This window comes from Mesorhizobium sp. M0317 (assembly GCF_040321555.1).
Lineage (GTDB): Bacteria > Pseudomonadota > Alphaproteobacteria > Rhizobiales > Rhizobiaceae > Mesorhizobium.
In genome coordinates, this window is the sequence record NZ_JAMYRV010000001.1 from 230,926 (window position 1) to 255,675 (window position 24,750).

Genomic DNA, 24,750 nt, shown 5'->3' on the forward strand with positions numbered 1-24,750 from the left:
ACCATCTAAGACCACCCCAGCTAGCTGTCGATGCCACCCCAACTCCGCACCAGCCGAGCCATGTCAGGCGCGCCGGCGGCTTCCTTCTCCAGCCCTTCGGCGACACCGACGCGGTCGGCGACGGGCCGGTTCTGGCTGACTTTCCACTTGCCGCTGATTTCGGCGATCTCGATCTCAAGCCCGATGATGCCCTTGATCTGCGACTGGATGAAGGTCGGCGGCGCATCGGTCACCGCCCAGGGTGCCTCGCGGGCGCCTTCCTGTGACAGCGTCAACTCGGTGATCTGCTGTGCGATCCAGGCGGAATCCTCGATCACTCTGACGGTTCCTCGCACCTGGACAATGGCGTAGTTCCAGGTCGGCACGACCTTGCCGGTCTCGCGCTTGGTCTCGTACCAGGACGGCGTCACGTAGGCGTCGGCGCCCTGGAAGACGACCAGCACCGGCGATGTCGGATCGTCGGCCAGCTGACGCCATTGCGGGTTGGCCCTGGCCAGATGGGCGCGCAGCCGGCCATTCGGCCCAACCTCGGCATCAAGCAGGAAGGGAATGGCATTAGCGACCGGGCCATCGGCGCCGTTGGAGATCAGCAACCCCAGCGGATGCGTCCGGATCAGCCCGTGCAGGACGTCCGGCCGCGTTTCCTGGAAATGGGGAGGCTGGTACATGATCGGTCATGCTCTTCCGCTGGCTGAACCGGCATTGTGCACCGTTCAGCCGAGCCGCGCCACATGTCAGGCTGGCTTCACCGTTTGGATCAGCCGAAATGGCATTGTCGCGCCCATGATGGGCACGACTGTGCACGGCATCGGACCGGGAGTTTTTGTTTTGACGCAATTCCGGACGGAAAACCCGTTTACACTTTTCCTGGAATGCTCTTAGCGCAGCCGCTTCGGCCGCGGATCGGACAATTCGCCGGCCAGCCGCCGGTCGAGATAGTCGGCGCATTCCTCGAGCAGCAGATCGGCGTCTTTGGCGAAGAAGTGGTTGGCGCCTGGCAAGGTCTTCTGCGTGATGGTGATGCCCTTTTGCGTGTGCAGCTTGTCGACCAGGCCCTGCACATCCTTGGGCGGCGCCACTTTGTCGGCATCGCCATGGATGATCAGACCCGATGACGGGCAGGGCGCCAGGAACGAGAAATCATAGGTGTTTGGCTGCGGCGCGATCGAGATGAAGCCCTCGATCTCGGGCCGGCGCATCAGAAGCTGCATGCCGATCCAGGAGCCGAAGGAATAACCGGCCACCCAGCAGCTCTTGGAATCCGGATGCAGCGACTGCACCCAGTCGAGCGCTGCGGCGGCATCCGACAATTCGCCGGTGCCGTGGTCGAATTCGCCCTGGCTGCGGCCGATGCCGCGGAAGTTGAAGCGAAGCGTGGTGAAATCGCGCTTCTGGAACATGTAGAAGAGGTCATAGATGATCTTGTTGTTCATCGTGCCGCCGAATTGCGGGTGCGGATGCAACACGATGGCAATCGGCGCGCTCTTTTCCTTGGAAGGCTGGTAGCGGCCCTCCAGGCGGCCGGCCGGACCGGTGAAAATGACCTCAGGCATGAAATACTCCAAATGGCATACGAATGCGCGGCGCCCGGAACAATTCTTACTCCAGCCCCAGCCCTTCCGGGCCTTGACGCAGGGCAAGCGTCTTCTTAGAAGCTAGTTTAGAATTGTTCAAAACTGGATAGCCAGCCGTGACGGCCCGGCCATCCTCGCCGCAAGCCGCGTAAATAGGACGTCTTGCCTTGCAATTTCAAGGAAATAACGCGCTATCCTTGCGGAAAGGGTCTTGACGGGATCGATTGGGTGAAAATGGCCGCAGCACGCGCCTATCTCGACTACAATGCCAGCGCGCCGCTCATTGCCGAGGCGCGCGAGGCGATGATTGCCGCGCTCGATCTCGTCGCCAATCCGTCGTCGGTGCATGCCGAGGGGCGCGCGGCGCGGCGCCTGATCGACACTGCCCGGCGCGATGTGGCAGCACTTGTCGGCGCCAAGGCCGAGCATGTCGTCTTCACCTCCGGCGCGACGGAAGCCGCATCGACGCTGCTGACACCGGATTGGCGGATGGGCCGTGGCACGGTGCGCATGAGCCAGCTCTATGTCTGCGAGGCCGACCACCCTTGCCTGTTGAACGGCGGCCGCTTCCCGGCAACACAGGTTTCGCGGATCGGCGTCGACGCCGATGGCATTGCCGACCTCGCTCAGCTGACAGCCGCTCTGGCCGCGCATGACAAGGCCGAAGGCCTGCCGTTGGTCGCGATCCATGCCGCCAACAACGAGACCGGCGTCATCCAGCCGATCGAGGCAATCGCTGCAATCGTCAAGGCGGCGGGCGGCATTCTGGTGGTCGACGCGGTGCAGGCTGCGGGCCGTGGTCCCATCGATATGTCGGCGGCTTACGCCGACTATTTGATTCTGTCTTCGCACAAGATCGGCGGCCCCAAGGGTGTCGGCGCCGTCGTTGCGGCAGCCGATCTGATGATGCCGAAGCCGCTGATCAATGGCGGCGGCCAGGAAAAGGGCCATCGCGGCGGCACCGAAAACCTGGCGGCCATCGCCGGCTTTGGCGCCGCGGCGCGGCAGGCTTTGGCTGGACTGAACCATGTCGATACGCTCGCGCACCGGCGCGGCGAGGTCGAAACCATCATCAAAACACTGGTGCCGGACGCAGAAATCTTCGGAACCGGCGCGCCAAGGCTTGCCAATACGACATTCTTCGCTATTCCCGGCATCAAGGCCGAGACGGCGCAGATCGCTTTCGATCTGGCTGGCGTTGCGCTGTCGGCGGGATCGGCCTGTTCGTCGGGCAAGGTCGGGCCGAGCCATGTGTTGAAAGCCATGGGTTACGGCGACAGCCTGGGCGCTTTGCGCGTGTCCATCGGCCACGCAACGAGTGCCGGGGATATCGAACTGTTCCGTGCTGCGCTGGCCGGTATTGCCCAGCGCCGGGCGGGCAGGGAACAAGCCGCCTGAGGCGGCGACAAAGAATTCAGGCCTCGCGGCCTGGTAGAGCCGTGCGTTTGCAAGTGGCCGGGTGAATTCCCGGCCGAGACGCACTATATGAAACTTACGCCGCCTTCGGCGCCTCATGGGCAGCCCTCGGCGATGCCATAGTTTGAAAACTGTCGGGCCTTGACCCCGGCGTGGATGGAGAACGCTTATGCCTGCTGTGCAGGACACGATCGATCGGGTCCGAAAGATCGACGTCGACCAGTACAAATACGGATTCCAGACAGAGATCGCGATGGACAAGGCCCCCAAGGGCCTGAGCGAAGACATTATTCGCTTCATCTCGGCCAAGAAGGATGAACCGTCCTGGATGCTGGAATGGCGTCTGGAAGCCTATCGGCGCTGGCTGACGCTGGAAGAGCCGACCTGGGCGCGCGTCCATTATCCGAAGATCGATTTTCAGGACCTCTATTACTACGCGGCGCCCAAGAGCACGCCCGGCCCGACCTCGCTGAGCGACGTCGATCCCGAGCTGTTGAAGGTCTACGAGAAGCTCGGCATTCCGCTGCGGGAACAAGAAATCCTCGCCGGCGTGCAGAAGACCGACGTCTCCGATCTCGAGGAGCCCAGCGACAACGTCTACAAATCGGGCCGTGTCGCGGTCGACGCGGTGTTCGATTCCGTTTCCGTCGTCACCACGTTCAAGAAGGAGCTGGCGCAGGCCGGCGTCATCTTCTGCTCGATCTCGGAGGCCATCCGCGAGCATCCGGAGCTGGTCCAGAAATATCTCGGCTCGGTCGTGCCGACCTCCGACAATTTCTACGCCACGCTGAATTCGGCTGTCTTCACCGATGGCTCGTTCGTCTTCGTGCCCAAGGGCGTGCGCTGCCCGATGGAGCTGTCGACCTATTTCCGCATGAACGAGAAGAACACAGGCCAGTTCGAGCGCACGCTGATCATCGCCGAGGAGGGGGCTTACGTCTCCTATCTCGAAGGCTGCACGGCGCCGCAGCGCGACGAGAACCAGCTGCATGCCGCCGTCGTCGAACTGGTGGCGCTCGACGATGCCGAGATCAAATATTCGACGGTGCAGAACTGGTACCCCGGCGATGCCGAGGGCAAGGGCGGCATCTACAATTTCGTCACCAAGCGCGGCGACTGCCGCGGCCACCGTTCGAAGATCTCGTGGACGCAGGTCGAGACCGGTTCGGCGATCACCTGGAAATATCCGAGCTGTATCCTGCGCGGCGACGATTCCTCCGGCGAGTTCTATTCGATCGCCGTGTCGAACGGCTACCAGCAGGTCGACAGCGGCACCAAGATGATCCATCTCGGCAAGAACACGTCGAGCCGCATCATCTCCAAGGGCATCGCCGCCGGCTTCTCGCAGAACACCTATCGCGGCCAGGTTTCGGCGCACCGCAAGGCAACCAACGCCCGCAACTTCACCAATTGCGATAGTCTCCTGATCGGCGACCAGTGCGGCGCCCACACCGTGCCCTACATGGAAGCCAAGAACTCGACGGCGCAGTTCGAGCATGAGGCGACGACGTCGAAGATTTCCGAGGACCAGAAGTTCTACGTCATGCAGCGCGGCATCCCGGAAGAGGAGGCGATCGCGCTGATCGTCAACGGCTTCGTCAAGGATGTTATCCAGCAGCTGCCGATGGAGTTCGCGGTCGAAGCGCAGAAGCTTATCGGCATCAGCCTCGAGGGCTCGGTCGGCTGACCGGACAATATATATCCAGGAAAGAAAAAATGCTTGAGATCAAGAATCTGCATGCCCGCATCGTCGATGACGGCACCGAGATCATCCGCGGCCTGAACCTGACGGTGAAAAACGGCGAGGTCGCCGCCATCATGGGCCCGAACGGCTCGGGCAAATCGACGCTGTCCTACATCCTCGCCGGCCGCGAGGACTATGAGGTCACCGAAGGCGACATCCTCTATAACGGCCAGTCGATCCTCGAAATGGACCCGGCCGAGCGCGCCACCGCGGGCATCTTCCTCGCCTTCCAGTATCCGATGGAGATACCGGGTGTCGCGACCATGGAATTCCTGAAGGTGGCGATGAACGAGCAGCGCAAGGCGCGCGGCGAGGAGCCGCTAAAAATTCCGGAATTTTTGAAGCGGGTGAAAGAGGCGGCAGCCTCGCTCAACATGGACATGGCAATGCTCAAGCGGCCGCTCAATGTCGGCTTTTCCGGCGGCGAGAAGAAGCGGGCCGAGATCCTGCAGATGAAGCTGCTGGAGCCAAAGCTCTGCGTGCTCGACGAGACCGATTCCGGCCTCGACATCGATGCGCTGAAGATCGTCTCGGACGGCGTCAACGCGCTGCGTTCGCCCGCCCGTGCCATCATCGTCATCACCCACTACCAGCGCCTGCTCGAGCACATCGTGCCCGATAGCGTGCACGTCCTATACAAGGGCCAGGTGATCAAGTCCGGCGACAAGTCGCTGGCGCTCGATCTCGAAGCCAATGGCTATGCCGGCGTGATCGGCGAAGCCGCGTGAGATGCCAGGTCATTTTGTACCAAAAGACAGGGCCAAGCTTATGAACATGCATTCGACACCCCAGCGCACCCAGGCTGAAACGGCGTTGATCGACGCTTTCGGCGAGCGGCTGTCGCTGCTGCCGGGCGACGGTGCGGTGATGCTGAAGCGCGACGACGCCATCGAGGCGATCAAGCACGGCCTGCCGACGCGGCGCATCGAATCCTGGCATTACACTGACCTGCGCCGGCTGTTGACCGCGGTGCCGGCGTTCGATCCGACAGCCGCCGCCAAGGGGCTGGCGCCCATCGTCGAAGGCTCCGCCGTGCTGGCGGTTCTGAACGGCGTCTCCGGCGCGAAATTCCCCGCGATCGAGGGCGTGACGATCCAGCGCCTGTCGGAAAAGCTGACCGACGGCTCGATTGCACCCGGCCTCGACCCCTATGGCAGCGATGACGCCATCGGTGCGCTGAACACCGCCTTTGTCGCTGACGGCTATTTCGTCGACATTGCGGATGGCACAGCACTGGAAAAGCCGATCGAATTGCAGAACCTGCAGGCCGGCGGCCAGACCCATGTGCGCTTTCCCGTGCGTGTCGGCGCCGGCGCCAAGGCTGCGATCGTCGAGCGTCAGGCGGGCGAGGGCGCGGCTCTGGCCAGCTCCGTCAGCCAGCTGGTGTTGGGCGAGGGCGCCGAGGTGACCTGGCTGATCATCCAGGAACAGCCGGAGACGGCCACCCATCTGGCGCAGTTCAAGGCGCATCTCGGCAAGAATTCGAAACTGACACTGTTTTTCATGAATGCCGGCGGCAAGCTTGTGCGCCAGGAGATCGTGGTGAAGACCACGGGCGAAGGCGCCGACTTCAAATTGCGCGGCATCAACCTGCTCGCCGGCGACACCCACACCGACGTGACCATGGTGCTCGACCATGCCGTGCCGCATACGACGTCGACGGAAGTAATCCGCAATGTCGTGACCGGCAAGGCGCGCGGCGTCTTCCAGGGCCGCATCAACGTCCACCAATACGCGCAGAAGACCAACGCCAAGATGGCCTGCAACACGCTGCTTTTGTCGGATGATGGCGAGTTCTCGACCAAGCCGGAGCTGGAAATCTTCGCCGACGACGTCATCTGTGGCCATGGCGCGACCGTCACCGAGATCGACCACAACCATCTGTTCTACCTGATGGCTCGCGGCATCGACGAGAAGAGCGCCCGCGGCCTGCTGGTCAAGGCGTTCGTCGCCGAAGTGATCGAGGAACTGGACGACAAAACCATCGTCGAGGCCCTGGAAACAAGGCTCGACGACTGGTTTGTGGCGCACGGGTAAGCGCCTCTTTCCCTTCTCCCCTTGTGGGGTCCGAAGGACGGGCGAGGCAAGTGACTCGCCCCGGGCGATGGCCGAGCGAAGCTCGGTCGGATGAGGGGTGCGTGACGAAGCGAGGCGGTGCCTCAAGAGAGCTTGTAATGGACCAGAAGATCGAAACCACCCCATACGACGTCGAGGCGATCCGCCGCGACTTCCCGATCCTGTCGCGCGAAGTCTACGGCAAACCGCTGGTCTATCTCGACAATGGCGCATCGGCGCAGAAGCCGCAGGTGGTGCTGGATACGATCCAGCACGCCTATTCCCAGGAATACGCCAACGTCCATCGCGGCCTGCATTTCCTGTCCAATGCCGCAACCGACGCCTATGAGAAGGCGCGCGAGGCGGTGCGTCGCTTCCTCAACGCGCCAAGCACCGACAACATCGTCTTCACCTCGAACACGACAGCCGCCATCAACACCGTCGCTTACGGCTATGGCATGCCCAATATCGGCGCGGGCGACGAGATCGTGCTGTCGATCATGGAGCACCACTCCAACATCGTGCCGTGGCATTTCATCCGGGAACGGCAGGGCGCCAAGCTGGTCTGGGTGCCGGTCGACGATCTCGGCATCTTCCACATCGAGGAATTCGAAAAGCGCCTGACCGACAAGACCAAGCTCGTCGCCATCACGCATATGTCGAACGCGCTGGGCACGGTAACGCCGATCAAGGAAATCGTGCGCATCGCGCATTCGCGTGGAATTCCCGTACTTGTCGACGGCAGCCAGAGCGCCGTGCACATGCCGATCGACGTGCAGGACCTCGACTGCGATTTCTTCGTCTTCACCGGCCACAAGGTTTACGGGCCGTCCGGCATCGGCGTGCTTTACGGCAAGAAGGATATTCTCTCGGCCATGCGCCCCTTCATGGGCGGAGGCGAAATGATCGAGGAGGTGACTGAAGACATCGTCACCTACAACGAGCCGCCGCACCGCTTCGAGGCCGGCACGCCGCCGATCGTGCAGGCGATTGGCCTGGGTGCAGCATTGGAATACATGGAAAAGGTTGGCCGCGAGCGCATTGCCGCCCATGAGGCCGATCTCAAGACCTATGCGCATGAACGGCTGCGCGCCATCAACTCGCTGCGCATCTTCGGCGACGCGCCGGACAAGGGCGCCATAATTTCCTTCGAATTGCAGGGCATTCATGCCCATGACGTGTCGATGGTGATAGACAGGCAGGGTGTTGCCGTCCGCGCGGGCACCCATTGCGCCCAGCCGCTGTTGAAACGCTTTGGCGTAACCTCCACATGCAGGGCATCGTTCGGCATGTATAATAACAGGGCCGAAGTCGACGCTTTGGCCGATGCGCTGGAAAAAGCGCGCAAGTTCTTCGGGTGACAGGTTCTTTGGATGACGACCATGGATGATGCGAGCCACACCACCGCGCCGGAAGCAGCCATCAATCCGCTGGTTTCCGCCTCGGCCATTCCCGCCGACGAGCTGGCGCGGCTGACCGACGACATCGTCTCGGCGCTGAAGACGGTCTATGACCCGGAAATACCGGCCGACATCTATGAGCTCGGCCTCATCTACAAGATCGACATCGAGGACAACCGCGCGGTCAAGATCGACATGACGCTGACCGCGCCCGGCTGTCCGGTGGCCGGCGAAATGCCCGGCTGGGTGGAAAACGCCGTCGGCGCCGTCGAAGGCGTCTCCGGCGTCGAGGTCAACATGACCTTCGACCCGCCCTGGTCGCCCGACCGCATGTCGGAAGAGGCGCAGGTGGCGGTGGGCTGGTACTAGGTTGACTGAGGTTGGTGCACTTGCACCAGTGGTAAAACTTCACCATTTTAGGTGAGGAATCATTCGGCAGGCCTTGAACCTGCATGGGATGGAAGAGGAAAGAGAATGGGACGCTTCGCCGTCATCACGATGACCGAAAAGGCAGCCGACCGGGTGCGCGAGATCGTCGCCACGCGCGACAATGCGCATGGCATTCGCCTCGGCATCAAGAAGGGCGGCTGCGCCGGCATGGAATACACGGTCGACCTGGTGACCGAGCCCAACACCAAGGACGACCATATCGAACGCGACGGCGCGCATGTCTATGTCGCGCCCGAGGCTGCCCTTTTCCTGTTCGGCACCGAGATGGATTTCGAGCAGACCACGCTGCGCACCGGCTTCACCTTCCACAACCCGAACCAGAGTTCGGCCTGCGGCTGCGGCGAATCCGTCGAACTGAAGCCCGCCGACCTGAAGGCGCTGGCTGAGGCGCGCGCTTCGGCCTGATCTTCCTTATCCCCGTTCACGGGGAGGTGAGGAATGGTCCGCGCAGCGGGCGAAAAGCCAATTGCTTGGCTTTTCGAATGACGAACGGCCCGAAGGGCCGGGTGAGGGGCAGTGCTAACCATCGCAAGTCGCGCTCCGAGCCCTCACTTCACCCACATCTTCGTCCGCTTGTGCCAGTCGGCGATCGATTCCTCGGGATAGACGTCGAACGCCTTGTCCTTTTTGCCGATCACCGGCTCGACCCAACTCGCCTTGTATTTCAACATCAGATGCACCTTCTCCGGCGGCTTCGGCAACTCGCTGTCGATTGCCGAGGCGAAGGGGTGGACCAGGTCCGGCCATGTCGGATCGTAGAGCCAGAGCGCCGAACCGCACTTCTTGCAGAAATTGCGCTCGCCCGTCGAAATCTCACACTTTGGATGCTCGTCGTCCGCGATCTCGGCCTGGTAGACGCCGAGATTGCGCTTGCCCTTGATTTTCAGCGTCTTGTAATCGGCGCCGAGATTGATGGCGAAGCCGCCGCCGCCCTGCTGCTTGCGGCAGATCGAGCAGTAGCACAGCATGAACGGCACCGGCGTGTTGCTCTCCACCTCGAAATGGACGGCATCGCAGCGGCAGGATCCCTTGAGCAGCAGCGGCATGACAAGACTCCGACGGATGGCTCTCAACTTGCCAGCATGGTTTTTGATTGCAGCCATGGCAAGCCCGGTGACATGATTGCGGCATGGACAATGAACGCATCGAAGAACTGTTCGAAGGCCTCGGCCCGGTCAGTATCCAAAAACTGTTCGGCGGCAAGGGTATCTATTTCGACGGCGTCATCGTCGCCATCGTGCTGCGCGGCGAATTGCTGCTCAAGGCTGACGCGCAAAGCGCGCCCGACTTCGAAGCCGCCGGCTGCAAGCAATGGACCTATACCGGCACCCGCCACGGCAAGCTGGTCGCGATGCCGTACTGGAGCATTCCCGACGACGCGTTTGATGATCCTGACGAGATGAGGGTGTGGGCGCGCCGGGCGTATGAGGCGGGACGAAGGGCGGGGAAGTGAACCGGGACCGCCGCGTTTCTTCCCACCCCCCTCTGTCCTGCCGGACATCTCCCCCGCAAGGGGGGAGATCAGTTGTCACATTGGCCTTCGCCAATCACCAACGTTGAAAATGGGAGCCTGCGGCTAAGCTGTTAATCTCCCTCCTTGCGGGGGAGATGGCCGGCAGGCCAGGGGGGGTGCTGTCCCGCCGACGTAGGCGATCCTACAGCGCCTTCGCAATCCTCGCCGCCAACCGCGCATTGTTCTCGACCAGCGCGATGTTGGTCTTCAAGCTCCGGCCGCCGGTCAGTTCGAGGATTTTGCCCAACAGGAACGGCGTCACCGCCTTTCCGGTCACATTCTGCACTTCCGCCGCCTTCTGCGCGGCCTCGATATAGCCGGCCATCTCGTCGGCCGGGATTTCATCGTCCTGCGGCACCGGGTTGGCGATCAGCATGCCGCCGACCAGGCCAAGTGCCGCCCTGGTCTTGTAGAAATGCGCGATCTCTTCCGGTCTGTGCAGGGTCAGCGGCGCGCGGAACGGCGAATGCCGCGACCAGAAGGCCGGCATCGTCTCGCAGCCATGGCCAATCACCGGCACGCCGCGCGTCTCCAGCACTTCCAGCGTCTTTTCGATGTCGAGGATCGCCTTGGCGCCGGCCGAGACGACGATGACCGGCGTGCGCGCCAACTCGTCGAGATCGGCCGAGATGTCGAAGCTTTTTTCCGCGCCCTTGTGGACGCCGCCAATGCCGCCGGTGGCGAACACCTTTATCCCGACCATGTCGGCCGCGATCATGGTGGCGGCGACCGTGGTGCCGCCGGTGCGGCCTTGCGCGACTGCAAAGCCGAGATCGGCGCGCGACAGCTTCATGGCATCGCCGGTCATGGCCAGCGACTCGCGCTCGCCGTCGGACAGTCCGATCTTGATGCGGCCGGCGACCACGGCGATCGTCGCCGGCACCGCGCCATTGTCCAGGATGATCTTTTCGACATTGGCGGCCATGGCGCCATTGTCGGGGTAAGGCATGCCATGGGTGATGATGGTGCTTTCCAGCGCCACGACGGGGCGGCCAGCGGCGAGCGCCTCGGCCACGGGCGCGTGGAGGTCGATGAAGGGGCGGGCGCTTTGCGGTGTCATGATGGTCTCCGATCCGGAGATCCGCGCGTCCGCTTGGACGTCGCGCTCCGGCAATGGCAATTGGCCGCCCTCATGCCATTTCCTGCGCGTCGGGCACAAGAGCCAGTGCCTCGGTGAAGGTCGCGGCGGTGAAGGCCGGCACGGCATCCGAACTTTCGATGGCGAGCGTCGCCGCGGCAACGCCTTCGCGGAGGGCCTGGCGCAATGCCAGGCCGCGCAGCAGGGCAGCGATGGTGGCGCCGGCCAGCGCGTCGCCGGCGCCGGTGACGTCGGCGACTTTTCTCGGCGCCGGCGGCAGGATAGAGAAGGCGCCGGCTTCGTCGAATCCCAGCACCGGGCCGTCGCCCGCCGTCACCACGCCACTGGTGAGGCCGCTGCAGCGCAGTCCGTCGACGGTCTCGCGCTCGGTGGCATTGGCATCGACGCCGGCCAGCACCATGGCCTCGCGCCGGTTCATGAAGACCTGCGCGAGTTCCTTCAGCACCGGTATCAGCCGCACCACCTTGGCCGGCGAAATGGCGATGGCGAACACCGGCTTGCCGGCGGCGAGCCCCACCAGCCGCTCCAGCGCCGTTGATGGCAGATTGGCGTCGCAGAGCACCGCATCGGCCTCGGCGACCACCTCGCGCACCTTGGAGCGGCGGATCTGCTTGGGGAACGCCAAATCGTAGAGCGCCATATCGGCAAAGCCGGTGATCAGCTCGCCGTCGCGATCGATCAGCGCCGTGTAGCTCGGCGTCGTGCGGTCGAGGAAAACCGCCGACAGGTCGGCAATGCCGGAGTCGGCGATGGCGCGCGCAACCGTCTCGGCCGAGGCATCGCCGCCGCGCACCGACAAAAGCGAGGCCGAGACGCCGCGCCGCACCAGGCTGCGCAGCGCGTTGAAGACGCCGCCGCCGACATCCTCGCGCATCGTGCCGGGGTTGGACGCCGCGGGCACGTACGTGCCCGACACCTGGCCGCGGCGATCGATATGGGCGCCGCCCACCGCCAGTATCTTTGCTGATTTCACCATGCCGGCGATATGACCTTTGTTATTCGAGCCACACAAGCGCTACGCTGTGCGGCGGAGCTTCGCAGGCGAGCCGGCGATTCGGCCGATCGAAACAGCCGGCGCGTCTGGCCCAATGCGGAACGCGTCCGAAAACCAAGGGATGTATCCCCTTGAAACATGTAAAGGCTCACGCTATATAATTCAGTATGAGCAACAAACTTCCCACCCTTCGCCAGTTCCAAGAGCGCTTCACGACAGAAGACGCCTGCCTTGAACACCTCATGGTGACACGGTACGGCGAGCGTCATTCATGCGCCAAATGCCATCGCGTAGCTAAGTTCCACCGCGTGAAGGCTCGCCGCTGCTATGAGTGCGACTTCTGTGGTGCGCAGGTCTACCCGACCGCCGGCACGCCATTCGAAGCTACGCGCACCTCATTGCGCGACTGGTTTACCGTCATGTTCCTGTTTACGTCATCCCGCAACGGCGTGTCCGCGAAGGAAGTCCAGCGCACGATTGGCGTGACCTACAAGACCGCGTGGCGCATGTGCAATCTCATTCGCCAGTACATGGGCTATGTCGACGGCGACAACACGCTTGGCGGCAAGGATGGCGGCATTGTAGAGGCTGACGAAATGTATTTCGGTGGCGTCGATAAGCGCGGCGAGGATGACAAGGCGATTATCTTTGGTGCCATTGAGCGCGGTGGCGATGTGGTGACGCAGGTCATTCCTAGCCGCAAGGCTCGCCATATCATGCCAGCCATATTGAAGTGGGTTAAGCAGGGTTCGCGCGTTGCGACCGACGAATTGTTTCATACGGCGAACTGATGGAAAACGGCTACATGCGCGGCACCGTCAACCATAGTGCTGGCGAGTACGTGAACGGGCAAGTCCACACCAACAACATCGAAGCTTTCTGGTCGCATGTCAGGCGTTCGATGAGCGGGACTTACGTTTCGGTTTCGAAGAAGTGGTTGCAGACCTACCTTTGGGAGTTCGAGTACCGGCAGAACCTTCGTCGGGAACCCCACTTGATGATTGATCTCTTGCTGCAATCGTTCCCGCGCCCTGTTGGGAAGTGAGCGCTGGCTTGGTTGCCATCGCCTTTAGAAGGCGGTCGAAACGTTTGTTATGGTCGGGTTGGGTCATCCTGTAGCAGTGATCCTTTGTGCCTCTGTATCTCGTGGAGCCTCAAGAGACTGACGGGCTTCAGAGCTAATCTGTGGAGGGATATCATACAGCAGATAGTCAATTAGCGCACTGGCACAAGCGTCCACCACTCCGCGTGCGCGATTGAATTGCATTCGTGCAAAAGGCCCTAGGTCCGGATGCGCCTGAGCGGCCTGCCACTCGGCAAATGCCAAATTGCAGGCATCGTAAAAATCATTCCAAGCGGAATTAAATTTCTGGTCGCTCATGAATTTATCAGAGAGAAGTTCCGATCCATGGAAAGCCTTCCTCTTGTCATCTTGCGTTTTATCAAAGTCGCCAATTATGCGGCGGACTCGTGTTATCTCTTCAGCCGCCCTTATTTTTTCTTTGGCGATCAGTTCGGCGAGGATGTCTCGTTGCCGCTGCGCAGGGGAGTTCAGCGCCGCTCCCAAACTGGTGATCTTGGCTTGGTCTTCTTTCCAAATAAAATAGGGGGCCGTTAGAAGCCTCAAAATCACGCCTCCCCCTACTGCGAGGATGATGAACCAAGCAACATATCCCTGAATGGCTTCTGTCACTGCCTTACCCGCGACCACAAGGATTGCGGGAACTAGAACGCCAGCGACGATAGAGAGCTTGTCCGTGAACAAGACTGAACCGGCGAAGGCTCGATGCAAGCATTTCCCCAAATAGCCCATCACCGGACAATGACCGGAATCCTTCCGGTTGTGGAGTCATCACTTCTCCCGCAAGATGAATGCTTGTGCGTTCCGGGGGGATTGCGATGCGTTTTCTATTCCTTGCGCTGTTCATGGTGCTAGCCACCCACGTAAGCGCGCAGGAAACCCAAGGGGTGGCCGCTGAAGCCCCAAGCCAGCAAGAAGGCAAAGACGGGAAGACAAACGGCACTCAGGCCAATGCCGGCGAACCTTCTATCCCTGTACGCATCGTCGAAAGTCCAGAAGAGACCCAGCGTACCAGGGATCGCGAAGCCACAAGCGACAAGCACGATGCCGACGATTTGAAAGCCCAGAAGGAAGCCGCCAATGCTGCCGATAGAAGCGCTACAGCCAGTGAGTGGCAGGTAGTAACGGCATGGTGGCAGGTTGGCGTAGGGATCGCCGGCATTATTGCCATTCTGGTCACTATCGGCTTCACCATCCGCGCCACCAATGCCGCCGTTCGTTCTGCTGACTTGGCCGACAAGGCCATCGCTGACACTCGCGAAATGGGCGAACTCCAGACCCGTGCGTATCTTGCCGTCACCGGCGGAACGGTTGTTTATAACGGCGGCATCGACCCGCAGGTCTTCATAAGGGTGCGAAATGCCGGAAACTCTCCGGCCTTCAACGTCACTGCCCATTTCCAGAGAAGTAGCGCCGTGGTCTTTGATGAAAAACCGACCGGCGGCCATGTCGAAGGAGCCGTGACCGAATTCCCAATTGCCAAGATCATACAGCCGGGTAGTGAGGGCGAGTATTTTCTTGGCGCATTTGGAAAAACTGACGAATCTGGCCCCGGAATCCGAAGCCCCGGATTCAATGTGGACGGTCTTCTGGGGTATCAAACCGTTTTCGATATCAAAACGGGAAACGTCGATATGGGCTCGACATTCCTGTTCTTGCACGGGCCGAGCAGGGCAAAAATCGCTAAGGCAGTCCAAGAGGGGCAAGGAATTGCGACTTCCTATGCAACTCATGCCGCAGTTCAGTTCGGGATGGATCGTTGATTACCGCCGCATAAAGCGGTCCGCCAGCGAGAAAGAGCGCCGCGAAAAGCAGGCAGCCAAGCCAGCATAGGCGCATAGCCCCTAGCGCTAAACCTACACATAGGCGCACCCTCCGAATCGGAGAGGGCGGCAGGAGTCTTTTCCTAGCAAAATAATTACATGTTCGCACGGGATACATCCGAAAACCAAACCAAGAGACAAAAAAAGAACAAATCCGGATAAAGATGGTTTTTCAGTTATTTGACCCCTCTTGCCAAACGAGAACAAAAGTAGTACAAAATGGGCAGGGATTACGGATTGTCCGGCCTTCATTGACGACCAAGGGGTGATGTATCATGGCTCAGAATTCTTTGCGGCTTGTAGAGGACAAAGCGGTGGACAAATCAAAGGCTCTGGACGCGGCGCTGTCGCAAATCGAGCGCGCCTTCGGCAAGGGCTCGATCATGCGGCTGGGCGCCAACGAGCAGGTCGTCGAGATTGAAACCGTGCCGACCGGATCGCTTGGCCTCGACATCGCGCTTGGCGTCGGTGGCCTGCCGCGCGGCCGCATTGTCGAGATCTACGGGCCGGAAAGCTCGGGCAAGACGACGCTGGCGCTGCACACGGTGGCGGAAGCCCAGAAGAAGGGCGGCATCTGTGCCTTCGTCGATGCCGAGCACGCGCTCGACCCGGTCTATGCCCGCAAGCTCGGCGTCGATCTGGAAAACCTCTTGATCTCGCAGCCGGACACCGGCGAGCAGGCGCTGGAAATCTGCGACACGCTGGTGCGTTCCGGCGCCATCGACGTTCTGGTCGTCGATTCGGTGGCCGCCCTGACGCCGCGCGCTGAAATCGAGGGCGAGATGGGCGATTCGCTGCCCGGTCTCCAGGCTCGTCTGATGAGCCAGGCGCTGCGCAAGCTGACTGCCTCGATCTCGCGCTCCAACACCATGGTCATCTTCATCAACCAGATCCGCATGAAGATCGGCGTCATGTTCGGTTCGCCGGAAACCACGACCGGCGGCAACGCGCTGAAATTCTACGCTTCGGTGCGCCTCGACATCCGCCGCATCGGCTCGGTCAAGGACCGCGACGAGGTCGTCGGCAACCAGACCCGCGTCAAGGTGGTCAAGAACAAGCTGGCGCCGCCCTTCAAGGTGGTCGAGTTCGACATCATGTATGGCGAGGGCGTCTCCAAGACCGGCGAACTGGTCGATCTCGGCGTCAAGGCCGGCGTGGTCGAGAAGTCCGGCGCCTGGTTCTCCTACAATTCGCAGCGTCTCGGCCAAGGTCGCGAAAACGCCAAACTGTTCCTGCGCGACAATCCCGACACGGCGCGTGAGATCGAACTTGCGCTGCGGCAGAATGCCGGGCTGATCGCCGAGAAATTTCTTGAAAATGGTGGCCCCGAGCGCGGCGAAAGCGACGACGGCTTCGAGGAAGAATCCGGCGCCATGTAGGGCACGGCCAGAGTTCGGCCATAAATCCAGTCCATTATCCGATGCTTAAGTAACCGAGTTCTTTAGTATTGCGTTTCAAACCGCCGGCCTTCGCGCCGGCGGTTTTCGTTTTTGGGCAGCGTGAAGCCGGCTTGGCAGTTGCCGGATTGGCCCAATTCCGTGTTTCTGGACAGGGTGGGGCGTGCCCGCTAAAAGGCCAAGTCAATCTTCTAAAAAGCAGAGACCAGTGTCCGCCGGCCGTGCCGGCGGTTTTCGCGAAAAGGCAGCACTCATGAGTGGCGTGAACGAGATCCGGTCGACATTCCTCGACTATTTCCGCAAGGAGGGCCACGAGGTCGTGGCCTCGAGCCCGCTGGTGCCGCGCAACGACCCGACGCTGATGTTCACCAATGCCGGCATGGTGCAGTTCAAGAACGTCTTCACCGGCCTGGAGAAGCGGTCCTATTCGCGCGCCACCACTGCGCAGAAAAGCGTGCGCGCCGGCGGCAAGCACAACGACCTCGACAATGTCGGCTACACCGCGCGCCATCTGACCTTCTTCGAAATGCTCGGCAATTTCTCCTTCGGCGACTATTTCAAGGAGCGCGCCATCGAACTGGCCTGGAACCTGATCACCAAGGAGTTCGGGCTGAACAAGGACAAGCTGCTGGTCACCGTCTATCACACCGATGACGAGGCGGCCGGCTTCTGGAAGAAGATCGCCGGTTTCTCCGATGACCGCATCATCCGCATCCCGACCTCCGACAATTTCTGGGCTATGGGCGACACCGGACCGTGCGGGCCGTGCTCGGAAATCTTCATCGACCGTGGCGAGCACATCTGGGGCGGCCCTCCCGGCAGCCCGGAGGAGGACGGCGACCGCTTCCTTGAATTCTGGAACCTGGTGTTCATGCAATATGAGCAGGTCACCAAGGATGAGCGCATCGACCTGCCGCGGCCGTCGATCGACACCGGCATGGGCCTGGAGCGCATGGCCTCCATCCTGCAAGGGGTGGAGAGCGTCTTCGAGACCGACCTGTTCCGTCATCTGATCGATGCGGCCTCGTCAGCGCTCGGGCAGGGACCCGACAAGGAGACGGTCGCCTCCTTCCGCGTCATTGCCGATCATCTGCGCTCGTCCTCTTTCCTGGTTGCCGACGGCGTGCTGCCGTCGAACGAAGGCCGCGGCTATGTGCTGCGCCGCATCATGCGCCGCGCCATGCGCCATGCGCAGTTGCTCGGCGCCAAGGAGCCGTTGATGTGGAAGGTGGTGCCGGCGCTAGTGCGTGAGATGGGCCAGGCCTATCCCGAACTGCTGCGCGGCGAACAGCTGATTACCGAGACGCTGAAGCTCGAGGAGACCAGGTTCCGCAAGACGCTGGTGCGCGGCCTCGGCCTGCTCTCGGAGGCGACGGATACGCTGCACGCCGGCGATATGCTGGATGGCGAGACGGCGTTCAAGCTCTATGACACGTACGGCTTCCCGCTCGATCTGACGCAGGACGCACTGCGCCAGCGCAACATCTCGGTCGACCTTGCCGGCTTCACCCATGCGATGGAGCAGCAGAAGGCCGAAGCGCGCAAGCATTGGGCTGGCTCCGGCGACGCGGCCACCGAGACCATCTGGTTTTCTGTACGCGAGAAGGCCGGCGCCACCGAATTCCTCGGCTACGAGACCGAACAGGCGGAAGGCCTCATCCAGGCCCTGGTCAAGGACGGCAAGACAGTCGATAGCGCCGGCAAGGGCGACGCGGTGGCGGTGGTCGTCAACCAGACGCCGTTCTATGGCGAGTCGGGCGGCCAGATGGGCGACACCGGCATCATCTCCGGCGAAGGTTTCTCGATCGAGGTTTCCGACACGCAGAAAAAGGCCGACGGCCTGTTCGTGCATCTGGGCAAGGTGACGAACGGCACGGTCAAGCCAGGTGCAGCCGTCGAGCTGAAAGTTGACCATGCGCGCCGCACCCGGCTGCGTGCCAACCATTCGGCAACGCATCTGATCCATGAGGCGCTGCGCGAGGTGCTGGGCACCCATGTCGCGCAGAAAGGTTCGCTGGTCGCGCCCGAGCGCCTGCGCTTCGACATCTCGCACAACAAGCCGATCTCGGCCGAAGATCTCGAAGAGGTCGAGCGCATGGCCAACGAAATCGTCGTCCAGAACAGCCCGGTGACGACGCGGCTGATGTCGGTCGACGACGCCATCGCCGAAGGCGCCATGGCGCTATTCGGCGAAAAATACGGCGACGAGGTGCGTGTCGTCTCGATGGGCACCGGCGTGCATGGCGCCAAGGCCAATAGACCCTATTCCGTCGAACTTTGTGGCGGCACCCATGTCCGGGCGACCGGCGATATCGGCCTGGTCCGTGTCGTCTCCGACAGCGCAGTCGCCGCCGGCGTGCGCCGCATCGAGGCGCTGACCGGCGAAGCCGCACGAAAATATCTCGACGAGCAGGACAGACGCCTGAAGGCGACGGCCGCTGTGCTGAAGATCTCGCCGGCCGACGTGCCGGCGCGTGTCGAGACGCTGCTCGAGGAGCGCAAGAAGCTCGAGAAGGAGCTGAGCGAAGCGCGCAAGAAACTGGCGCTGGGCGGTGGTGCCGCGGCCGATGCTCCGGCCACCACCGAAACCGTCGCCGGTATCGGCTTCCTCGGCAAAGCGGTTTCCGGCGTGTCGCCGAAGGATTTGAAGCCGCTGGCCGATGCCGGCAAGACTTCGCTCGGCTCAGGCGTCGTCGTCTTCGTCGGTGCGGGCGAAGACAACAAGGCAAGCGTCGTGGTCGCCGTGACGGACGATCTCGTCGGCCGCTTCAGCGCTGTCGATCTTGTGCGCGTTGCCTCGGCCGCATTGGGCGGGCAGGGCGGTGGCGGACGGCCCGACATGGCGCAAGCCGGCGGCCCGGACGCCTCCAAGGCCAATGATGCGATCGCCGCGGTGAGGGCGGCGCTGGAGGCGGCCTGAAAGCCACCCTATGCCTGATCTGGTTTTGTGTGCGGCTTTCCGGCCTTCGCCGCCGTGCTTGCCATTCTGTGGCTGATAGTGGCAAGCCGGCAATCAGCTCTTAGACGGTCCGTCTAGCTAGTTCTTTTCGCCGCCTTCAGGGGGCGCGTCATTCTGCTGGAATCGCCCCAGGTGGACAGCCAGATCAGCACGTCCGCGGCCATCGAAATCAGCGACCGTAAAAAGTTCAGCGCCGGGCCGGGCGATTTCAGCTGCTCTTCGGCGTGATGAAGATGGGCGAGCTCTTCCTCGCGGATCGCCAGGATGATGCCGTGCAAGTCGTGGTCGCGGTTGGCGAGAAAAAACAGCTGATCATCCAGATGGCGGTGCACCGCCGCTTCAACAGCCGCCGTGCAGGCCCAGATGCCTTGCGGACCAATCAGGGCGGTCACAGCAGCCAGCCACCCCAGCTCCAGAATTGCATCACCCGGCACGGTCGCGCCCCGCGCCGGCATGGCGGCACGGAAGGCGGCGCAATGCGTGCGCTCGTGCCCGAGCATCTCCGACAAGGATGGCACGCAATCCGGCCAGAAGCGCCTGGCGACAAGAATCTGCGCCGAATAGATCCTGATCGCACCGAACTCACCGGCGTGGTTGACCCTGACAATTCTGGCGATGGTGAGCGCGTCCTGGCGAGATGGGTCAGCCATGGCCCGAACCCATATCAGCCCGCCGCCAGGCTCGGACGTTTTGCGATGCCGTCCCACCAGGCCTGGATGTCGGCGAACGCCGCAAGCAGCTTTTGCCCGTCGGCGACCTTGACGAAATAGGCGATGATGGATGCCGCATGCAGGTCGACCAGCGTCAGCTGGTCGCCGAGCAGCCACGGCCCGGGAGGCTTGAGTGCGGTGAGCACCCGCAGCACCGTTTCCGCCTGGCGCAGCCCGTTGGCGACCAGTGCCTCGTCTGGCGCTTCCTTCTCAAGCCGCTCGACGGCGACGTCCCAGACCATCGATCTGTAGGCATAGGCGTCGAGCATGCCGATGATCTGGTTCATCGTTGCGCGGGTGCGGGCGTCTTTTGGCTGCAGTGCCGGGCCGTCGAACGCCTCGTCGACATAGCGGGCGATTGCGCTGGTTTCGAACAGGCGAAACCCGCCGTGCTCGAAGGCCGGAATGCGGCCGAAAGGGTGATGCTCGAAGTACCAGGCGGGAGTGCCCTCGGCGGCAAAGACATCGACCGGCACAAGGTCGTAGTCGATGCCTTTTTCCGCCAGCACGAGGCGGACGATGCGCACATAGACGCTGTAGTCCGCCCCGTAGACGACCGGCTTGGCCATGGCTGCCGGCTTACGCCATCGCCTTCTGCAAATTCTCGTCGATCTTGTCGAGGAAGCCGGTGGTCGACAGCCATGGTTGGTCGGGACCGATCAAGAGCGACAGGTCCTTGGTCATGAAGCCGCTCTCAACCGTCTGGATGCAGACCTTCTCCAGCGTGTCGGCAAATCGCTTCAACTCGGCATTATCGTCGAGCTTGGCGCGGTGGGCGAGGCCGCGCGTCCAGGCGAAGATCGAGGCGATCGAATTGGTCGAGGTTTCCTCGCCCTTCTGGTGCTGGCGATAGTGGCGCGTCACGGTGCCGTGCGCGGCCTCCGCTTCCACCGTCTTGCCGTCCGGCGTCATCAGCACGGAGGTCATCAGGCCAAGCGAGCCAAAACCTTGCGCCACCGTGTCGGACTGGACGTCGCCGTCATAATTCTTGCAGGCCCAGACGTAGCCGCCAGACCATTTCAGGGCGGAGGCCACCATGTCGTCGATCAGCCGGTGCTCGTACCACAGCTTCTTCGCCTTGAACTCGGCCTCGAATTCAGCCTCGTAGACCTCCTGGAAAATGTCCTTGAAGCGGCCATCATAGGCTTTGAGGATGGTGTTCTTGGTCGAGAGATAAACCGGATAATTGCGCAGCAGGCCGTAATTCAGCGAGGCGCGGGCGAATTCGCGGATGGAGTCGTCGAGATTGTACATCGCCATGGCAACACCGGCGCCGGGTGCGTCGTACACGTCGTGCTCGATCACCTTGCCGTCCTCGCCGACGAACTTGATGGTCAGCTTGCCCTTGCCGGGGAAGCGGAAGTCGGTGGCGCGATACTGGTCGCCGAAGGCATGACGGCCGACGATGATCGGCTTGGTCCATCCCGGCACGAGACGCGGCACGTTCTTCATGATGATCGGTTCGCGGAAAATGGTACCGCCGAGAATGTTACGGATGGTGCCGTTGGGCGACTTCCACATCTTCTTCAGCTTGAATTCCTCGACGCGCTGCTCGTCGGGCGTGATCGTCGCGCATTTCACACCGACGCCCCATTTCTTGATGGCATTGGCCGAATCGATGGTCACCTGGTCGTTGGTGGCGTCGCGGTGCTCGACGCCGAGGTCGTAATATTCGAGCTTCAGGTCGAGATAAGGGTGGATCAGCTTGTCCTTGATGAACTGCCAGATGATGCGGGTCATCTCGTCGCCGTCGAGCTCGACGACCGGGTTCGCCACCTTGATCTTCGCCATGAAAAGAATGCCTCGCTTTTGGGGAACAAAACGGCCTCGCCCGCATGGCTTCGGCCGGGTATGCGGAGCGTATATCAAAGCCTATTTGGCCGCGCAAACGACGATCCGTGCAGAATGGGTCGTCCGACCGGTGTTTTGCAAAAGCTTCATTTTGCCAAGCGGATGTGGCAGGGAACGCTGAAATGCCGCAAACCGCAGTTCATTGAGATCATGTCCGCCGTCAATCATCCTGAAAACGAATCCGCCGCCGGGCCGGCGATCATCCTGGTCGAGCCGCAGCTCGGCGAGAATATCGGCATGGTCGCGCGCGCCATGGCCAATTTCGGCCTTGCCGAACTGAGACTGGTCAACCCGCGTGACGGCTGGCCGAGCGAGAAGGCGCGCGCCGCCGCCAGCCGCGCCGACCATGTCATCGATGCCGTAACAGTGTTCGGCGATTTGGCGTCCGCCGTCGCCGACCTCAACTTCGTCTTCGCCACCACGGCGCGGGAGCGCGACGGCTTCAAACCCGTGCGTGGTCCGGTCGAGGCGGGCAGGGCGCTGAGGGCACGTCAGATAGCCGGCCTGCGCACCGGCATCTTGTTCGGCCGCGAGCGTTTTGGGCTCTACAATGACGAGGTCGGGCTGGCCGACGAGATCGTCACCTTCCCGGTCGATCCCGGCTTTTCGTCGCTCAACATCGCCCAGGCCGTGCTGTTGATGTCCTATGAATGGATGAAATCCGGCCTGGAGGATGAGACGGCGACCAATTTCTCCAGCCCTGAAATGAAGCCGGCAAGCAAGGAAGAGTTGCACGGGCTGTTTGCCTATCTCGAAGGCGCGCTCGAAGCGCGCGGTTATTTCCGCCCGGCGCCCAAGAAACCCAAGATGGTCGACAATCTGCGCGCCGTCTTGACGCGCGCCGGTTTCGCCGAGCCGGAACTGAAAGTGCTGCGTGGCATCATCTCGTCGCTCGACCGGTTTTCGCCGGCCATGCCGCGCGGTGACGGCTCGCCGGGAGACGATCCAAGGCGTTTGCCGGCCGCTGCGCGAAAACGCCAGGCAGACAAAGAAGATTAGAAATCGCTAAGCTTCGAACGGCTGAAGTAACCGAATTTTATTTGCCTCTCGTCCATTGTTGTCAAAACGGTGGGGTGGCAAATGTTCACGTCCAAAATCGGCCGTATGCGCTTCTTCTTCTATTCGCTCGGCGTAGCCCTGCTCGAGGCCGTTCTTGCTGCGCTGTGCATCGTTGGCACGATCGGCTTTGAGGGGCTGGTCAACTCGGCGCCCGGTCCATCGCGGCAAGGCATGGCAGGCGCGGTTCTGATCGTTTCCCTCCTGGCTGTGGTCATGCGTGCCAACATCGCCTGGCGACGCAGCCGCGACGCCAACGGCAAAGCCTGGATCCTGTGGTCCTACATCGTGTTCTGCGCCATCTACGCCTTTCTGCAGGCAGGCACGCTGCTGGTCATCGATTTCAACAATCCGGAAAGCACGTCCAGCGGTTTGAACCTGCTTGCGCTGTCGATCTTTGGCCTTTGGTGCACGATTCTGGTGGCTAAGCCGGTGGCGGGCATCAATATCGACGAACTGACATCGGTTTTCGATTTCGATGGCGATACGCCCATGCCTGCGGCATCCGGCCGGACGGCCAGCAGCACGACACAGTCTTCCATGCGCAACGCCACACCGGCCACGCGCTCGGTGCCGTCCGCCCAGCCTCTGGGCCGTCCGCGGCCCGCCGGCTTCGGCAAGCGCGGGCTCTAGAGCAACCGAGGCAAGGTCGTCTTCGCCGGCTTTGCATAGAACTTGCTGACATTCGCCACTTCAAGACCATGATGGTTGCAGATAGAAGAACGGCATTGGCCAATGACCGCCAAGCCTTCTGATCCAGCCTCTTTCATGGTCCGATATCAATGAGCCACCGTCCGATCCTGATGTTCGATTCCGGCGTTGGCGGATTGACCGTGCTGCGCGAAGCGCGCGTGCTGATGCCTGACCGGCGCTTCGTCTACGTCGCCGATGACAAGGCCTTTCCCTACGGCGCCTGGGAAGAGCCGGCGCTGCAGGCCCATATAGTCGAGCTCTTCGCCAAGCTGCTCGACCGTTTTGATCCGGAAATTTCGGTCGTCGCCTGCAATACCGCTTCGACGCTGGTGATCGATGCGTTGCGGGAAAAGTTCCCGGGCCATCCCTTTGTCGGCACGGTGCCGGCAATCAAGCCGGCTGCCGAGCGCACCCGGTCCGGGCTGGTCTCGGTGCTGGCGACGCCGGGCACGGTGAAGCGCCAGTACACGCGCGACCTGATCGGCAAATGGGCGCAGAAATGCCATGTCCGGCTGGTCGGCAGCAACAATCTCGCCGGACTGGCCGAGGCCTACATGCGCGAGGGCTTTGTCGACGAGGAGGCCGTGCGTGCCGAGATCGCACCGTGTTTTGTCCAGCATGACGATTTGCGCACGGACATCGTCGTGCTCGCCTGCACGCACTATCCGTTCCTGGCCAATCGCATGCGCAAGACGGCGCCCTGGCCGGTCGACTGGATCGACCCGGCCGAGGCGATTGCGCGGCGCGCTCTGTCGCTGCTTCCGGCTGTCGACGGGCCATTGCCGCAAAGCGAGCCCGACATCGCCGTCTTTACCTCGGGAAAGGCGGACTTCGCAATCAGCCGGCTGATGCAGGGTTTTGGATTGAGCGCACGCTAATGCATGTCGCCCAAAAGTGCGCAGCGGTTTTGGGACAACGACATGCATAAAAACAAA

Annotated in this window: 24 protein-coding genes and 1 pseudogene; 16 read left to right on the top strand and 9 right to left on the bottom strand. The window is 61.9% G+C overall.

The features are described 5' to 3' along the window. Positions 1-20 precede the first annotated feature (20 nt). Complete coding sequence (locus NKI88_RS01165) at positions 21-668, bottom strand: FMN-binding negative transcriptional regulator (RefSeq protein ID WP_023748557.1); 648 nt, start codon at positions 666-668, stop codon at positions 21-23. Here NKI88_RS01165 and NKI88_RS01170 point away from each other — a divergent pair. Continuing rightward, a complete protein-coding gene (locus NKI88_RS01170) occupies positions 667-882 on the top strand; it encodes a hypothetical protein (protein WP_352653556.1) in 216 nt (71 codons plus the stop codon). The genes NKI88_RS01165 and NKI88_RS01170 overlap by 2 nt on opposite strands. Here NKI88_RS01170 and NKI88_RS01175 read toward each other — a convergent pair. Further along, positions 879-1,553, bottom strand: a complete 675-nt coding sequence (locus NKI88_RS01175; RefSeq protein ID WP_352653557.1) for an alpha/beta hydrolase — start codon at positions 1,551-1,553, stop codon at positions 879-881. The genes NKI88_RS01170 and NKI88_RS01175 overlap by 4 nt on opposite strands. 255 nt (positions 1,554-1,808) lie before the next feature. On the opposite strand from NKI88_RS01175, the gene NKI88_RS01180 reads away from it, so the two are divergent. The 7 genes from NKI88_RS01180 (at position 1,809) to sufA (ending at position 9,044) form a co-directional block, all read left to right on the top strand. Beyond that, positions 1,809-2,972, top strand: a complete 1,164-nt coding sequence (locus NKI88_RS01180; RefSeq protein WP_352653558.1) for a cysteine desulfurase family protein — start codon at positions 1,809-1,811, stop codon at positions 2,970-2,972. Between the two features lie 187 nt (positions 2,973-3,159). Further along, on the top strand, positions 3,160-4,677 hold the full coding sequence (gene sufB, locus NKI88_RS01185; RefSeq protein ID WP_023706434.1) for a Fe-S cluster assembly protein SufB: 1,518 nt from the start codon (positions 3,160-3,162) through the stop codon (positions 4,675-4,677). Positions 4,678-4,706: 29 nt separating this feature from the next. Beyond that, the gene (sufC, locus tag NKI88_RS01190; protein ID WP_352653559.1) at positions 4,707-5,462 is read left to right on the top strand and encodes a Fe-S cluster assembly ATPase SufC; all 756 of its coding nucleotides are present in this window, start codon (positions 4,707-4,709) and stop codon (positions 5,460-5,462) included. A gap of 40 nt (positions 5,463-5,502) precedes the next feature. Next, positions 5,503-6,771, top strand: coding sequence for a Fe-S cluster assembly protein SufD (gene sufD, locus NKI88_RS01195; protein ID WP_352653560.1), 1,269 nt, complete (start codon positions 5,503-5,505; stop codon positions 6,769-6,771). Between the two features lie 137 nt (positions 6,772-6,908). Next, positions 6,909-8,150 (top strand): cysteine desulfurase, encoded by a 1,242-nt coding sequence (locus NKI88_RS01200; RefSeq protein ID WP_352653561.1) that lies wholly within the window; start codon positions 6,909-6,911, stop codon positions 8,148-8,150. A gap of 21 nt (positions 8,151-8,171) precedes the next feature. After that, the gene (locus NKI88_RS01205) at positions 8,172-8,558 is read left to right on the top strand and encodes an SUF system Fe-S cluster assembly protein (RefSeq protein WP_023709315.1); all 387 of its coding nucleotides are present in this window, start codon (positions 8,172-8,174) and stop codon (positions 8,556-8,558) included. Positions 8,559-8,663: 105 nt separating this feature from the next. Beyond that, positions 8,664-9,044 (top strand): Fe-S cluster assembly scaffold SufA, encoded by a 381-nt coding sequence (sufA, locus tag NKI88_RS01210; protein WP_013532156.1) that lies wholly within the window; start codon positions 8,664-8,666, stop codon positions 9,042-9,044. A 143-nt stretch (positions 9,045-9,187) separates the two neighbouring features. Here the strand turns inward: sufA and NKI88_RS01215 are convergent, their stop codons facing one another. Further along, complete coding sequence (locus NKI88_RS01215; RefSeq protein ID WP_023706439.1) at positions 9,188-9,685, bottom strand: GFA family protein; 498 nt, start codon at positions 9,683-9,685, stop codon at positions 9,188-9,190. Between the two features lie 83 nt (positions 9,686-9,768). Here NKI88_RS01215 and NKI88_RS01220 point away from each other — a divergent pair, with 83 nt between their 5' ends. Beyond that, positions 9,769-10,092 carry a TfoX/Sxy family protein gene (locus NKI88_RS01220; protein ID WP_352653562.1) on the top strand — a complete coding sequence of 108 codons (324 nt, stop codon included), beginning with the start codon at positions 9,769-9,771 and terminating at the stop codon, positions 10,090-10,092. A gap of 202 nt (positions 10,093-10,294) precedes the next feature. Here NKI88_RS01220 and NKI88_RS01225 read toward each other — a convergent pair whose 3' ends face one another. Further along, the gene (locus NKI88_RS01225; protein WP_023726931.1) at positions 10,295-11,212 is read right to left on the bottom strand and encodes a pseudouridine-5'-phosphate glycosidase; all 918 of its coding nucleotides are present in this window, start codon (positions 11,210-11,212) and stop codon (positions 10,295-10,297) included. A gap of 70 nt (positions 11,213-11,282) precedes the next feature. Next, on the bottom strand, positions 11,283-12,227 hold the full coding sequence (locus tag NKI88_RS01230) for a carbohydrate kinase family protein (protein WP_023826169.1): 945 nt from the start codon (positions 12,225-12,227) through the stop codon (positions 11,283-11,285). A 185-nt stretch (positions 12,228-12,412) separates the two neighbouring features. On the opposite strand from NKI88_RS01230, the pseudogene NKI88_RS01235 reads away from it, so the two are divergent. After that, positions 12,413-13,290 (top strand): annotated as a pseudogene (locus NKI88_RS01235) (IS1595 family transposase). Between the two features lie 63 nt (positions 13,291-13,353). On the opposite strand, the gene NKI88_RS01240 reads toward NKI88_RS01235, so the two are convergent. After that, the gene (locus NKI88_RS01240) at positions 13,354-14,010 is read right to left on the bottom strand and encodes a hypothetical protein (protein WP_352653563.1); all 657 of its coding nucleotides are present in this window, start codon (positions 14,008-14,010) and stop codon (positions 13,354-13,356) included. Between the two features lie 134 nt (positions 14,011-14,144). Here NKI88_RS01240 and NKI88_RS01245 point away from each other — a divergent pair, with 134 nt between their 5' ends. The 3 genes from NKI88_RS01245 (at position 14,145) to alaS (ending at position 19,466) form a co-directional block, all read left to right on the top strand. Next, positions 14,145-15,089, top strand: coding sequence for a DUF8453 domain-containing protein (locus tag NKI88_RS01245; protein ID WP_352653564.1), 945 nt, complete (start codon positions 14,145-14,147; stop codon positions 15,087-15,089). 335 nt (positions 15,090-15,424) lie between these two features. Next, on the top strand, positions 15,425-16,528 hold the full coding sequence (gene recA, locus NKI88_RS01250; protein ID WP_023669117.1) for a recombinase RecA: 1,104 nt from the start codon (positions 15,425-15,427) through the stop codon (positions 16,526-16,528). A 271-nt stretch (positions 16,529-16,799) separates the two neighbouring features. Beyond that, a complete protein-coding gene (gene alaS, locus NKI88_RS01255) occupies positions 16,800-19,466 on the top strand; it encodes an alanine--tRNA ligase (protein WP_352462414.1) in 2,667 nt (888 codons plus the stop codon). A gap of 113 nt (positions 19,467-19,579) precedes the next feature. Here the strand turns inward: alaS and NKI88_RS01260 are convergent, their stop codons facing one another. The 3 genes from NKI88_RS01260 to NKI88_RS01270 are packed head-to-tail and all read right to left on the bottom strand — an operon-like array spanning position 19,580 to position 22,006. Continuing rightward, positions 19,580-20,155: a demethoxyubiquinone hydroxylase family protein gene (locus tag NKI88_RS01260; RefSeq protein ID WP_352653565.1), complete on the bottom strand. Its 576-nt coding sequence runs from the start codon at positions 20,153-20,155 to the stop codon at positions 19,580-19,582. Between the two features lie 14 nt (positions 20,156-20,169). Then, a complete protein-coding gene (locus NKI88_RS01265; protein WP_023726929.1) occupies positions 20,170-20,784 on the bottom strand; it encodes a glutathione S-transferase family protein in 615 nt (204 codons plus the stop codon). Between the two features lie 10 nt (positions 20,785-20,794). Further along, positions 20,795-22,006, bottom strand: a complete 1,212-nt coding sequence (locus NKI88_RS01270) for an NADP-dependent isocitrate dehydrogenase (RefSeq protein WP_023669114.1) — start codon at positions 22,004-22,006, stop codon at positions 20,795-20,797. A gap of 210 nt (positions 22,007-22,216) precedes the next feature. Between NKI88_RS01270 and NKI88_RS01275 the strand changes: the two genes are divergently transcribed. The 3 genes from NKI88_RS01275 to murI all read left to right on the top strand — a co-directional run bounded on the left by NKI88_RS01275 (position 22,217) and on the right by murI (position 24,693). After that, the gene (locus NKI88_RS01275; RefSeq protein WP_352650353.1) at positions 22,217-23,065 is read left to right on the top strand and encodes an RNA methyltransferase; all 849 of its coding nucleotides are present in this window, start codon (positions 22,217-22,219) and stop codon (positions 23,063-23,065) included. A gap of 81 nt (positions 23,066-23,146) precedes the next feature. After that, the gene (locus NKI88_RS01280) at positions 23,147-23,755 is read left to right on the top strand and encodes a DUF805 domain-containing protein (RefSeq protein WP_352653566.1); all 609 of its coding nucleotides are present in this window, start codon (positions 23,147-23,149) and stop codon (positions 23,753-23,755) included. A gap of 149 nt (positions 23,756-23,904) precedes the next feature. Beyond that, the gene (murI, locus tag NKI88_RS01285; RefSeq protein ID WP_023684874.1) at positions 23,905-24,693 is read left to right on the top strand and encodes a glutamate racemase; all 789 of its coding nucleotides are present in this window, start codon (positions 23,905-23,907) and stop codon (positions 24,691-24,693) included. The last annotated feature ends 57 nt before the right edge of the window (positions 24,694-24,750 follow it).

Coding starts and splice junctions, on each gene's coding strand:
- sufD (WP_352653560.1), top strand. CDS start 5,503: ATGAACATGCATTCGACACCCCAGCGCACCCAGGCTGAAACGGCGTTG.
- NKI88_RS01165 (WP_023748557.1), bottom strand. CDS start 668: ATGTACCAGCCTCCCCATTTCCAGGAAACGCGGCCGGACGTCCTGCAC.
- sufC (WP_352653559.1), top strand. CDS start 4,707: ATGCTTGAGATCAAGAATCTGCATGCCCGCATCGTCGATGACGGCACC.
- NKI88_RS01245 (WP_352653564.1), top strand. CDS start 14,145: ATGCGTTTTCTATTCCTTGCGCTGTTCATGGTGCTAGCCACCCACGTA.
- NKI88_RS01260 (WP_352653565.1), bottom strand. CDS start 20,155: ATGGCTGACCCATCTCGCCAGGACGCGCTCACCATCGCCAGAATTGTC.
- alaS (WP_352462414.1), top strand. CDS start 16,800: ATGAGTGGCGTGAACGAGATCCGGTCGACATTCCTCGACTATTTCCGC.
- NKI88_RS01180 (WP_352653558.1), top strand. CDS start 1,809: ATGGCCGCAGCACGCGCCTATCTCGACTACAATGCCAGCGCGCCGCTC.
- sufA (WP_013532156.1), top strand. CDS start 8,664: ATGGGACGCTTCGCCGTCATCACGATGACCGAAAAGGCAGCCGACCGG.
- NKI88_RS01205 (WP_023709315.1), top strand. CDS start 8,172: ATGGATGATGCGAGCCACACCACCGCGCCGGAAGCAGCCATCAATCCG.
- NKI88_RS01280 (WP_352653566.1), top strand. CDS start 23,147: ATGTTCACGTCCAAAATCGGCCGTATGCGCTTCTTCTTCTATTCGCTC.
- NKI88_RS01265 (WP_023726929.1), bottom strand. CDS start 20,784: ATGGCCAAGCCGGTCGTCTACGGGGCGGACTACAGCGTCTATGTGCGC.
- NKI88_RS01220 (WP_352653562.1), top strand. CDS start 9,769: ATGGACAATGAACGCATCGAAGAACTGTTCGAAGGCCTCGGCCCGGTC.
- sufB (WP_023706434.1), top strand. CDS start 3,160: ATGCCTGCTGTGCAGGACACGATCGATCGGGTCCGAAAGATCGACGTC.
- NKI88_RS01215 (WP_023706439.1), bottom strand. CDS start 9,685: ATGCCGCTGCTGCTCAAGGGATCCTGCCGCTGCGATGCCGTCCATTTC.
- NKI88_RS01275 (WP_352650353.1), top strand. CDS start 22,217: ATGTCCGCCGTCAATCATCCTGAAAACGAATCCGCCGCCGGGCCGGCG.
- murI (WP_023684874.1), top strand. CDS start 23,905: ATGAGCCACCGTCCGATCCTGATGTTCGATTCCGGCGTTGGCGGATTG.
- NKI88_RS01270 (WP_023669114.1), bottom strand. CDS start 22,006: ATGGCGAAGATCAAGGTGGCGAACCCGGTCGTCGAGCTCGACGGCGAC.
- recA (WP_023669117.1), top strand. CDS start 15,425: ATGGCTCAGAATTCTTTGCGGCTTGTAGAGGACAAAGCGGTGGACAAA.
- NKI88_RS01200 (WP_352653561.1), top strand. CDS start 6,909: ATGGACCAGAAGATCGAAACCACCCCATACGACGTCGAGGCGATCCGC.
- NKI88_RS01175 (WP_352653557.1), bottom strand. CDS start 1,553: ATGCCTGAGGTCATTTTCACCGGTCCGGCCGGCCGCCTGGAGGGCCGC.
- NKI88_RS01170 (WP_352653556.1), top strand. CDS start 667: ATGATCGGTCATGCTCTTCCGCTGGCTGAACCGGCATTGTGCACCGTT.
- NKI88_RS01225 (WP_023726931.1), bottom strand. CDS start 11,212: ATGACACCGCAAAGCGCCCGCCCCTTCATCGACCTCCACGCGCCCGTG.
- NKI88_RS01230 (WP_023826169.1), bottom strand. CDS start 12,227: ATGGTGAAATCAGCAAAGATACTGGCGGTGGGCGGCGCCCATATCGAT.